Annotated in this window: 12 protein-coding genes; 11 read left to right on the plus strand and 1 reads right to left on the minus strand. The window is 44.9% G+C overall.

Annotated elements, in window-relative coordinates:
• Positions 1–45: 45 nt before the first annotated feature.
• The 8 genes from NE473_RS27020 to NE473_RS27055 all read left to right on the plus strand — a co-directional run bounded on the left by NE473_RS27020 (position 46) and on the right by NE473_RS27055 (position 8,911).
• The gene (locus NE473_RS27020; protein WP_227104905.1) at positions 46–987 is read left to right on the plus strand and encodes an ABC transporter permease; all 942 of its coding nucleotides are present in this window, start codon (positions 46–48) and stop codon (positions 985–987) included.
• Positions 988–1,788: an ABC transporter permease gene (locus tag NE473_RS27025; RefSeq protein ID WP_227104903.1), complete on the plus strand. Its 801-nt coding sequence runs from the start codon at positions 988–990 to the stop codon at positions 1,786–1,788.
• Positions 1,788–2,579 carry an ATP-binding cassette domain-containing protein gene (locus NE473_RS27030; RefSeq protein WP_227104901.1) on the plus strand — a complete coding sequence of 264 codons (792 nt, stop codon included), beginning with the start codon at positions 1,788–1,790 and terminating at the stop codon, positions 2,577–2,579. The genes NE473_RS27025 and NE473_RS27030 overlap by 1 nt, the downstream gene beginning before the upstream one ends.
• On the plus strand, positions 2,564–3,295 hold the full coding sequence (locus tag NE473_RS27035; RefSeq protein WP_227104899.1) for an ATP-binding cassette domain-containing protein: 732 nt from the start codon (positions 2,564–2,566) through the stop codon (positions 3,293–3,295). Before NE473_RS27030 ends, NE473_RS27035 begins: the two co-directional genes overlap by 16 nt.
• Before the next feature lies 1 nt (position 3,296).
• Complete coding sequence (locus NE473_RS27040) at positions 3,297–4,910, plus strand: nickel ABC transporter substrate-binding protein (protein ID WP_227104897.1); 1,614 nt, start codon at positions 3,297–3,299, stop codon at positions 4,908–4,910.
• A 164-nt stretch (positions 4,911–5,074) separates the two neighbouring features.
• Positions 5,075–6,781, plus strand: coding sequence for an ABC transporter ATP-binding protein (locus NE473_RS27045; RefSeq protein WP_502802852.1), 1,707 nt, complete (start codon positions 5,075–5,077; stop codon positions 6,779–6,781).
• Between the two features lie 11 nt (positions 6,782–6,792).
• Positions 6,793–8,523: an ABC transporter ATP-binding protein gene (locus tag NE473_RS27050; protein WP_178683542.1), complete on the plus strand. Its 1,731-nt coding sequence runs from the start codon at positions 6,793–6,795 to the stop codon at positions 8,521–8,523.
• 19 nt (positions 8,524–8,542) lie between these two features.
• Positions 8,543–8,911, plus strand: coding sequence for a metal-dependent transcriptional regulator (locus NE473_RS27055; protein ID WP_117453447.1), 369 nt, complete (start codon positions 8,543–8,545; stop codon positions 8,909–8,911).
• 111 nt (positions 8,912–9,022) lie between these two features.
• Here NE473_RS27055 and NE473_RS27060 read toward each other — a convergent pair whose 3' ends face one another.
• Entirely contained in the window at positions 9,023–9,184 is a 162-nt protein-coding gene (locus NE473_RS27060) for a hypothetical protein (RefSeq protein WP_015529866.1), read from the minus strand.
• Between the two features lie 218 nt (positions 9,185–9,402).
• Between NE473_RS27060 and NE473_RS27070 the strand changes: the two genes are divergently transcribed.
• The 3 genes from NE473_RS27070 to NE473_RS27080 all read left to right on the plus strand — a co-directional run bounded on the left by NE473_RS27070 (position 9,403) and on the right by NE473_RS27080 (position 11,885).
• Positions 9,403–9,816, plus strand: coding sequence for a sigma-70 family RNA polymerase sigma factor (locus NE473_RS27070; RefSeq protein ID WP_015518833.1), 414 nt, complete (start codon positions 9,403–9,405; stop codon positions 9,814–9,816).
• Between the two features lie 536 nt (positions 9,817–10,352).
• Complete coding sequence (locus tag NE473_RS27075; protein WP_008728422.1) at positions 10,353–10,583, plus strand: helix-turn-helix domain-containing protein; 231 nt, start codon at positions 10,353–10,355, stop codon at positions 10,581–10,583.
• Positions 10,584–10,667: 84 nt separating this feature from the next.
• Positions 10,668–11,885, plus strand: a complete 1,218-nt coding sequence (locus NE473_RS27080; protein ID WP_055224659.1) for a tyrosine-type recombinase/integrase — start codon at positions 10,668–10,670, stop codon at positions 11,883–11,885.
• Positions 11,886–11,965: the final 80 nt, after the last annotated feature.

The raw sequence follows: 11,965 nt of genomic DNA on the forward strand, positions 1-11,965 counted from the left end.
TTACATGGAGGTTAGCCCCCTCTAACTCTCAAAGGAGTCGGTATTATGAAACAGGATATGAGAAAATATATCCTACGGAAACTGATTGAACTGATATTTACTTTACTGTTTGTAACTCTGTTGTCTTTCTTGCTGATGAGACTGTCATCCGTTGATCCGGCCACAGCTTATGCAAAGAGGATGATCGGAAACCCCACAGCGGAGCAGATTGAAAAAATTCGGATTCAGTTAGGTTTTGATAAACCATTGCTTGTCCAGTATGGCCGTTGGGTATGGGACTTACTGCATTTTGATTTAAGCGTTTCTTTGGCAAATGGACATGATGTTTGGACGGATATTGCCACAGCCTTTCCGAAAACGCTTGGAATTGTAGCTCTGGCATCTATCTTTCAGGTTGTTTTCATTGTAATCGTTAGTTGTATTGCCTTTTTACTTCCCTGGAAACTTCCGAAAAAGGCAGTCAGGCTTTTGTGCATTTTGGGTGTGTCCATACCCTCTTTCTATTTGGCAACCGTTTATCTGGATTATTTTGCTGTTCAAAAGTCCTTAATTTCTGTGGCAGGAAATACAACCCTACTCAGCTACATATCTCCGGCAATCTGCATTGGCGTATTCGGGGCTTCTTTCTATACGCCGCTTCTGATGGATGCTCTGGAGCATGAAAGCAACGAGGATTACGCATTTTATGCCCGTTGCCGTGGGCTTTCGGAAAAAAGGCTTTTGCTGTGCCATTTTTTTCCGCGGGCAGCGATGGGTTTAGTTCCAAACTTTTTACAAAGCATTGGTTTGGCACTGGCTAACGCAACGGTGATTGAATCCATTTTTTCAATTCCGGGATTTGGTTATCTGATTGTAAACCATGTGCTTGATCGCGATACTCCCATGATACACGCCGAGGTGTTTTTTCTGGCGCTGGCGATTGCTCTTTGCAACATTGCCGCTGACTTGGTGCAGTGGGCAATCGGGCGTAAAAAGGGGGTGGCATAAATGAACGCTAAGCGTTTTCGGAAACGGTTTGCGCTCCTTATTCCGACACTTGTGATTATTTTCTTTTTCATCGGATTTTTATTTGCTCCCAACGATCCGATGAAATCAAATCTGTTGGCGAGATATGCTGATCCCAGTGCAGAATATCCGTTTGGTACGGATGCGTTAGGCCGCTGCATTCTGTCGCGGATTCTTTATGGCGGATGGACAACGCTGGGGATTGTATTAGGCGGCTCTCTTATTGTTTTTCTGATTGGTACTGTTATTGGAATGGTGACGAGCCGGGCCGTTATGAAAGAAAATGCGCTGATAGATGGACTGATTAACGCTGTCACGGCTATTCCTCCGATTGCGTATTTGATTGTGTTTATTGGAGCCTGGGGCAGCGGAGCGAAAACTACTCTTGTCGCGCTCACTGTGTCTTACATTTTGAGATACATAAAACTGGTTCGTACCCGTACCGACATGGAAATGGGAAAAGCCTATGTCATGTGTGCAATCGCTTCCGGCGCTTCAAAGCTCAGAATCATGCTGATTCATATTTTCCCGAATTTGATTGCCGAAATGATTCGCTTTCTGTGCCTTTCCTGTGCGGATATGATTCTGGCTATTACCGGATTTTCCTTTATTGGATTAGGGCTTGGTGATAATGTAGTAGATTGGGGAAGTATGATTTTAGACGCAAGGGGTGCTTTGGTTCTTCACCCGACCATGATTCTCTATCCAATAGGGGCGGTAATTTTATCGACACTCTGCTTTAACGTCATTGGCAGGCAGTTGACAACGAAGGAGGCAGAGTGATGTTAAAAATTGAACAGTTAGATGTCAAGGAACGGTCAGGCCGCTACCTTCTGAAAGACATATCTATGGAAATTCCTGCAGGCCGTGTGATTGGACTTACAGGTAAAAGCGGCTCTGGAAAAACAACTTTGCTGCGGAGCATTTTGGGAATGCTTCATACAAGCTGTCATATTGATGCCGGGAAGATTTTGTTGGACGATATAGATTTATCACATCTTTCCCGCAAGTCACATCGTGAGCTTTGTGGGAAAAAGCTTGGATTTATCCCCCAGAACCCTATGACGGCTTTTGACAGCCGATTAAAAATCGGTTATCAGATGCGGGAAACCTTTGTCAATCGTTTGCATTTGAATACAAGTGAAGCAACTGACCTGGCGAAAGAGAAACTGGTTTCCGTGAATCTAAAAGACACGGATCGGATTTTTGGGGCGTATCCGTCTGAACTATCAGGCGGAATGCTACAACGAGTAGCTGCGGCAATCTTATTGGGAATGTCGCCGGATTATGTTTTAGCCGATGAACCAACCGCTGCATTGGATGAAGAAAACAGGGATTTATTGCTTCTCATCATGCAGGAGCAAATGAAGGACAAAGGCATATTATTTGTATCCCATGATGTGGCCGCACTTAAAAACTTATGTCAGAACGTTTATGTTCTGGGAGCCGGAAAAATTATTGAGCATGGAACGATGGATAAACTCTTGTCAAGTCCGCAGACAGACTGGATGAAACAATTTTCCGCGTTGAGCCATAGGGAAAGTCGGGGTGAATGGAAATGGGAGAAATTGTAATCCAGAATGTAAATCAGGTATATCATAATGCGAATCAGGGAGATTTCAATGCACTTTCGGGCATCAATCTCCGTCTTAGCAAGGGCGAAAATATTGCTATTGAGGGAGAAAGCGGATCAGGAAAGAGTACGCTCGCAAGACTTCTGATTGGACTTGAGAAACCCACTTCGGGAAAGATATTACTGGATGGTGAAGATATAACCTGTTGGAATTATCGAACATGGAAACAGCATCGTAAAAAAATACAGGCGGTCTTTCAGGATTCTTCCGGCACTTTAAATCCTGCCAGGTCCGCATACGCAAATGTGGAAGAAGCACTGGTGAACTTAACTGATAAGAAAAGAGCTGAGAGAAAAAAACATATTTTAGATTTGATGGATGCCGTACACATGGATTATAGGCTTTTGGAAACTCCTGTCCGTCAGCTTTCGGGCGGCGAACAGAGGCGTCTCTCTTTGCTTCGGGCGATTGCCGTGGAACCAGATTACTTAATCATGGATGAAGTGACCAGCGGGCTTGACCTGATTTCGGCGGATGCCGTACTTACTTTAGTAGAGAACTTTGTGAAGCTATCCGGCAGCTCCTGCATTTTCATTACGCATAGCAGAAAGGACGCAATGCGTATTGCAAATCGGATTATCATCATGCGGGAGGGACGGATCGCCGAGCAAGGCTATCTAATAGATCAATTATCAAACAAGAAAGGACAAGGATAACATGAAACAGATTTACAAGAAACTTCTCGCCGCTGCATTGGGCGTGAGTATGCTTCTGTCTATGGTCGGCTGTGGTCAGAATGATACCTCCGATCAGACGCAGACTGGCGGTGAAAACGAAGCGAAGGTACTGACGATCGTCACAGCAAAGGAACTGGACAACCTTACGACACTGACCATGAACAAGGAGAATAATATCGCCTGCGGTCTGGTCTATGAGACTTTGGTTGCCTACGAGGACGGGGAAATTGTTCCCGAACTGGCCGAGGAATGGGGATGGGATGAGACAAATACTGTCCTTACCTTTAAGCTCCGTCAGGATGTTGCTTTTACAGATGGAGCCGCTTTTAATGCGGAAAGCGTAAAGGAAATTCTGGACTTTGACCGTTCCAACCCTAATTTTAGCGGTATCAAGGGCATTTACAACATTGAAAGCGTAGAGGTTGTTGACGAATACACGGTGGCCGTTCATTATGCTGCCCCTTGCTTCTCTTATATCAATGACTTCTGCTTCCAGAATGTTGCTGGTATGATGTCCCCGAATGTGTTTGAAGCTGAAAACTTCCAGACATTCACAGATGTTGTCGGCACTGGTCCATACATCCGCGAAGAAATGATTTCCGGTGACTGCACCCGTTTTGTCAGAAATGAAAACTATTGGGGCGAAGCTCCTTACTATGATGAAGTTGTCATAAAGTATATCCCGGAGGCATCTTCCAGACTTCAGGCATTACAGACTGGTGAGGTTGACCTGATTTACGGTGCTGACCTTCTCAGCTATGATGACTATAATCAGGCTCTTTCTCTGGATGGGATCGAGGGCGCAATCAATGATGGAAATACCCTGACCCGGAACCTGGTTCTGAATGCGTCCAGCGAAATTTTGAGCGATCTTAAGGTTCGCCAGGCGATTGCATACGCTGTCAATAAGGAAGAAATCACCAAGGGCCTGACCTATGGATACGAAACTCCGGCCACCAGCCTGTTTGCACCCGGAGCGCCCTACACAGACATTACTTATAACAGCACATGGAGCTATGATCTGGATAAAGCAAATGCACTTCTGGATGAAGCTGGATGGGTGATGAATGAAAGCACTGGTATCCGTGAAAAAGATGGACAGCAGCTTTCCCTGAATTACACCTATTGGACTGATCTTTCTCTTGCACAGGACATGGCTCTTGCAATTAAGACCCAGCTTGCAGAGGTTGGTATTGACGTAACCACTACCGGCCAGGATCAGATGACCTGGTGGACCGAAGGCGTTGCAGGAAATTATGACATTACAACATGGAATACAGAAGGGTCTTATACTGAACCGCACAAGTTCCTGCAGGAATCCCTCGGTGCTGATCCTCATGCTATTTCCTTGCAGGCACTTGAGGATTTCCAGAGCTATTCGGATGCGGTAAATGCGTTCTCCACCTCTGCTGATCCCGAAGTGGTTCAGAGTGCGATTGCTACTGCACTGAATGTTTCCAACGACAATGTGATTGACCTTCCGATCTCCTATTCTAAGGATCTGGTTGTATATAATTCCTCCAAAATCGCCGGATATACTTTCTCCAGCGTGCCACAGTTCTTTGAGATCGATAACGTACAGCCTGCGGAATAAATATAATCCAATGTCTAAATGGAGGGTTTAACGCCCTATCAGAGTGGCAGAAAATAGCCGAATAGATATAATAGAGGTTGGTTAGAAGTGTTTAACCAACCTCTATTTTTATGAAAAGGAGCGTATGTGAAATGGACAAGAAAGATAATCCCATGTCCAGACTGATGGAACTTGCCGCTCCATATAAGGGTGAATATGTTCTTTCAGTGATTTTGGCAATCCTGGGTGTTGCCGCCGGATTGCTGCCGTTTTTTGCAGTTTCAAAAATTGTGATTCTCTTGATGGATGGAGAGACATCTGTGTCCGTCTATATGGAGTGGTGTCTGATTGCGGGAATTGGTTTCCTTGGGAAAGTATGCTTTGCAAATTTCTCTACTTTAGTTTCCCATACGGCCACTTTCGCAACTCTGGCGGAGATCCGCCTGAAACTAGCAGATAAACTTACCAGGGTTCCGATGGGCTATATGATTAACACCCCATCGGGAGAATTAAAAAATGTCTTGGTAGATCGTGTGGAGGGAATGGAAACGACCCTTGCGCATTTAGTACCGGAGCTGACAGCGAATCTCTGTATTCCGATTTGTATTCTGATTTACCTACTGTTTTTGGATTGGAGAATGGCGCTGGCTGCATTGATTACCCTGCCGATTGGTATGTTGTGCTATAAGGGAATGGCAAATGGATATGAAGAAAAATTCCAGGGTCTTATTATGCGCGTGCGTAAAATGACCAGCACTGTGGTTGAGTATATCGGCGGAATAGAAGTCATTAAGGCGTTTAATCAGTCTGCTAATTCTTACCAGAAATATTCAGATGCCGTTGAAGATAATGCGGCCTATGCTGTGAACTGGATGAAAAGCGTGCAGCTTTACAAATCCATGCTTGTTACAATCTGGCCCAGTGTGTTAGTGTGTGTTCTTCCTATTGGCTGTGTCCTGTACCGGAACGGGAGTCTGAGCGTTCCGGCATTTGTTACCTGTATCGTGCTGTCATTGGGTATTATCACACCAATTTTAAATGCCATGAACTTTACGGACAGCATTTCTCAAATGAAATCAGTAGTCGGGGAATTGTGCGCCGTATTGGATGAAAAAGAACTGGATCGCCCGGAAACGCCGGTGTCTATTCATTCTTCCAATATTGTGTTAGAAAACGTCAGCTTTTCGTATGAAAGCGAAAAGCCGTTGCTAAAAAATATCAACCTTTCTATTCCAGAAAACAGCATTACCGCTTTTGTCGGTCCCAGTGGCGGCGGCAAGTCTACCATTACAAAGCTGATTGCGGGATTTTGGGATGTAACAAACGGAACTGTCAAGTTAGACGGAACAGATATTCGCAAAATTCCGTTGTCACAGCTTATGGATAACATCGCTTATATTTCACAGGACAACTATCTCTTTGACGAAACTGTTTTAGAAAATATCCGTATGGGAAAACCATCCGCAACGGATGAAGAAGTATATCAGGCTGCCAGAGATTGTGGCTGCTATGATTTCATTCTGAATCTGGAAAATGGATTCCATACAGTTGTCGGAGGTGCAGGAGGTCACTTGTCGGGCGGTGAGCGCCAGAGAATTGCGATTGCCCGCGCTGTACTGAAAAATGCGCCGATTGTTATTCTTGACGAGGCAACCGCTTACATTGACGCCGAGAATGAAGCCTTAATTCAAGAGGCAATGGCAAAAGTGATTGCCGGGAAAACCGTTCTGATGATTGCGCACCGTCTTTCTACGATTACCGATGCAGATAAAATTGTTGTCATAAAAGATGGGCAGATTATTGACGAAGGAACACATGAAAACTTATTGACTTCCTGTACGCTCTATCAGGAAATGTGGAAAGCGCACATGGACACAAAAGATGTGGCGTAGGAGGTGCGAAGATGATAAAGACATTAAGCAAGATTTATCAGTTTTCAGGGAAAATGCAGGGGACAATGAAAAAAGCTATCCTTTTTTCTGTCCTGCACTCCCTTTTTGATATGATGTCCTTTGGAGCATTAGCCATGGTTTTTTCGGGTTTAACAGACGGTTTTACTACGTCTATGATCTGGATGATATTTGGAATCACCCTGGCAAGTATGTTGCTTAAAATTTATTGCAGCTACATTTCAGATTTCGGCAAGGTGCAAATTGGATATTTTATGTGCGCGGAGAAACGGATTCATATTGGAGATCGCATGAAATATATGCCGATGGGGTATTTCAACGATCACAATTTGGGGAATTTGACTTCTGTCGTCACTACGACTATGGGCGATATTGAAAATAATGCGTCCATGGTGCTAACCAACATATTAGGCGGCTATATCCATGCAGCGATTATTACTATTGTTATGCTCTGTATCGACTGGCGGATCGGACTGACGATTTTGTGCGGGATTCTGCTTTTTACATGGTGCATCGGCCGGTTACAGAAAAAATCGGAAACGGTTTCGCCACAAAGACAGCAGGCCCAGGAGGCCCTCGTTTCTAATGTGCTGGAATACGTTCAAGGGATGCTGATTGTAAAATCCTTTAATCTCGGTCAAAATTCCAATAGCAAAATGAGACAGGCAATTCTGGACAGCAAGGATAAAAATCTGAAATTAGAGCGTACATTCGTCCCTTACAATATGCTGCAACAAATCATTCTCTACGGAACAAGTATTCTTGTTATAGTGGAGGGGTTGTACTTTTACCTGAATGGAACGATGGCGCTTTCCATTTGCCTGCTTATGACAGTAGCATCATTTATGCTCTTTAGTCAGCTTCAGTCAGCCGGAAATACTTCCGCACTCCTGCGGTTACTGGATGTTTCGATTGACAAAGTAAACGAAATTGACAAAACTCCCGTCATGGACGAACATGGTAAACCCGTAAAGCCTGAAAATTACAATATTGTTTTTGATGATGTTTCTTTTTCTTATGGCGAACACCAGGTTCTGGATCATGTGAGCCTGACTATACCCGAAAGAACCGTAACGGCTATCGTCGGTCCGTCCGGTGCCGGAAAAAGTACGCTTTGTAACCTGATCGCCCGGTTTTGGGATGTTGACGGAGGAAAAATTACAATCGGCGGTGTAGATGTGCGGGATTACACACTGGACAGTCTGCTTACCAATATTAGCGAAGTATTCCAAAAGGTATATCTTTTCGCTGATACCATAGAAAATAATATCAAATTCGGCAATCCAGCGGCTTCCCATGAAGAAGTTGTAAAAGCAGCTCAAAAGGCTTGCTGCCATGAGTTTATTATGAGCCTGCCAGATGGTTATGGCACCGTAATTGGAGAGGGAGGCGCTACATTGTCCGGCGGTGAAAAGCAACGGATTTCGATTGCCAGAGCAATCCTGAAAGACGCTCCTATCATCATTTTAGACGAAGCTACATCAAGCGTCGATCCAGAAAATGAAAATCTTCTGATGGGTGCTATTGCAGAACTGACAAAGAATAAAACGGTTATTATGATAGCTCATCGGCTAAAAACAGTCAGAAACGCAGATCAAATTTTCGTGTTGTCTGGTGGTCACATTGTTCAGACAGGCAAACATGAGGATTTGATAAGGCAGCCTGGTATTTATGCAGATTTCATTGGTATTCGCAAGAAAGCGATTGGATGGAAACTAAAATAGCCGTGGGAAGGAGGAGGCAATGAAACTATATGCGTCAGGCGAGGATTACTTAGAGGCCGTGTTGGTTCTTCAAAGGAAACAGGGCATGGTCCGCTCCATTGACCTTGCCCGGCACATGGGCTTTAGCAAACCGAGTATCAGCCATGCGGTAGGCGTTTTGAAAAATGGAGGTTTTCTGACCGTGGATGATGATGGGTTCCTTCATCTGACCGTCATAGGTCGGGAGATTGCCGAGAAAATCTATGAACGCCATTTGTTTTTTATGGAGCAGTTTATCGCTGCTGGCGTCGATCAGGAAACAGCGGAACAAGACGCCTGCCGGATTGAACACGCCATCAGTGATACATCTTTCCGAAAGCTGAAGGAGAAAGTACAAGGAACCGATTAGCGCACATCGGCTCCGCTCTGCTCTGCATAATAAGTTATCTGCCCCGTCCGGGGAAAGAAAAAAACCGTTGACTGGGGCAGATAATTTCGTGCGCTATTTTAAGGTTTGAACTCAATCGGCGGTTTTGAAGGACAATTTCAGAGCCGCCGTTTCTTTGCGTTTACACAAACTAATGACGACTTGCAGGGACACGGTAGCCGCTTGGAGGTTAATTTGCCGTGTCTCTTTTGCTTTTTCAAAGCTCCCATGATCTACATCAATTAAAAAAAGCATTGCCCCTCCTCCGGGCAAGTATAGCATTGCATCGGCATTATCGTTCCATGTGATTCAGCATAATAATGACTGTTCTTGGTGCGCCAGTTTCCCATTGCGGGAATCTGGCGTTTTTTGTTGCCTTTTTTTCGGAGATAATCCGGCTGTATACCGGTGTCGTTCCCCACCTCCATTCGATTCACTCGTCAATCACCCGTGAATCGAAATGGAGGTACATAATGAAGAAAATTAACCTTCGGGAACTTTATCCTGATGTTTATACAACAGACTTTTTTGTAGATGTGACAGAGGAAGTAATGGAGACTATTCGAGCAGCTGAACGTGCGGAGGCTGCGTATGAGCGAAAGATGTATCGTTATAAAGCACAGTATTCTCTGGATTGCGAGAATGGCATTGAAAATGCGGTGCTGTTGAAGCCGAAAACACCGGAGATGCTTCTGGAGGAAAAGCAGCTTCAGGAGCAGGTCTATTCTGCTGTGATGAATTTACCGGAAAAACAGGCAAAGAGGATTTATGCCCGATATTACCTGGGAATGACGGTAAATGAAATTGCCGGGGTAGAAGGTGTAGACCCAAGCCGTGTCCGAGACAGTATCCGGCGCGGCTTAAAGCAGCTCGGAAAATATTTTTGATAGAGTTTCGTTTGATGCGCCTGTTTTTTGCCTTTTTTGTCAGTGTTAATAAGAAGGACAAGTTTTCCTCCTTCATCTGCACATTGACAATCGAATAGACAGCACAACAGGTACATAACCCATGTACGAGCGAATATGAAACGCCGCGAGGATGGAGCAGTCAGGGAGGTGATGAAAGCACTGCTTCGGAGCGATCTACGATTTCATAAAAGAATGGTGGCAGATTTGGCGCGATGACTACATGGGGGCTTAAAGATACTTCCTCACGGCCCGCCAAAGACTTGGGGGGAACCCTGCGGCACACGTTACGAACGATGCTGCGGAGTTATGACATCCGCGCCAGCGGAGACCTATTGTGTTCCCATCGTCAGGGGGCGTGGCAAATGTGACGAAAGCTGAGAAATATAAATAGGAAGCGTTTGCCGCTTTCTGTTCAAAATCAGATACCATGCGCTGGTGGTTTCGGCTGCCAGCGTATTCATGTGATTTTGAACAAACACGATGACAAACTTGACGGATTGGAGGAAATATGCTTTATGGAAAAACTTATTACGCGAAAAGAAGCAGCAGAAATTTTGGGTATCAGCATTGCAACGCTGGACGCGGCCCGTAACAATGGCCTTATTTCTTATGTGCAATATGTGCAGAATGGCTGTGTGTACTTTACCTCGGCGGGCCTTCAGGAGTATATCGCAAAATGCACCCACAGAGCAAAGCCAGCAGAAAAGAACGCAACATATCGTAAACCTCGCAGAGCTGGAGTGTGAGCCGGTCCGTATCCTTGTCGAAATCATAATGGTCTGATAAAACATAGATACAGCGCTGGAGTATATTCTTAGGAGGTGGAGGAATTGGCAAATAGGAAAATAATGCTTCCTCAATATGGCACAGTTATGAAAAGAGGTGTCCTATATTATAGGACCAGAATCAAAGACACGAATGGTAAGCTCGTAGCTATCTACGCAAAAACACCTGAAGAACTATACAACAAAGAAACACTTGCGTTGGAACAGATTGAGAATGCCACTTTTCATCGGAAAACGCCCACAGTTGCAGAGTATTGTGAAAAGTGGCTGCTGATGCAGTCGGTTCATGTACGAGCTACTACTTTGACGGATTACACCTCAAAGGTCAGGCGGCATATTATAGCGGAATTGGGAGATAAACGGATGGGTGAGGTTAGCCTGGATGATATTCAGCTTGCCCTTGTTCCGGTTTCCAAGAAATCTGCATCGGTTTATAAATCTGTGGTAATCCTTTACAAATCTATCTTTCGCGCAGCAATGGAAAGCAGGATCATTGACCATAACCCGACGATTTATCTCACGACAAAAGGTGGCGGTGTTCCACAAGAGGATCGTCAGGCTTTGACAGATGAACAGGCAGCACGCCTTTTGGATGCTATCCGAGATTTGCCGCCTTATGTCTTTGTCATGATTGGTTTATATGCAGGGCTGCGCCGGGAAGAAATTCTTGCTCTGCAATGGGATTCAGTATATCTGGATACGGATACTCCATATCTGACGGTAAGGCGGGCATGGCACACAGAACACAACAGACCGGTAATCTCAGACGAATTGAAAACCAAGGCTGCGGAGAGAAATATCCCTCTTCCTGTTTGCTTGGCTGAGTGTTTGAAAGCAGCAAAGGAAACATCGACTTCGGAGTATGTGGTTTCAAACCGGGACGGCGAACCGCTGTCCTACACGCAGTTTAAGCGACTTTGGCAGTATATTGTTACGAGGACGGTCAAGGAGCGGAGCTATTATCGGTATGAAGATGGAAAAAGAGTAAAGCATACTGTCACACCTGTCTTGGGAGAAAAGGCTGCTCATAACGGAAAAGTGGTTTACAGTCTGGACTTTGAAGTAACACCCCATCAGCTGCGGCATACTTACATTACCAATCTCATTCATGCATCGGTAGATCCCAAAACGGTTCAATACCTGGCAGGCCATGAAAGCAGCAAGATTACCATGGACATTTATGCAAAGGTTAAGTACAACAGACCAGATGAGCTGGTCAGATCAATGAGTTGCGCGTTTGCAAGCTGGGACGCAGCACAGTAATAATAAAATAGGAAGTAAAGCAGGAGCGAGGCAAGGATGTCTCGCTCTTTGTTTTACATCAGCCGTATCTTTGATTAAAT

It is taken from the genome of Hungatella sp. SL.1.14, from assembly GCF_024460495.1.
Lineage (GTDB): Bacteria > Bacillota > Clostridia > Lachnospirales > Lachnospiraceae > Hungatella > Hungatella hathewayi.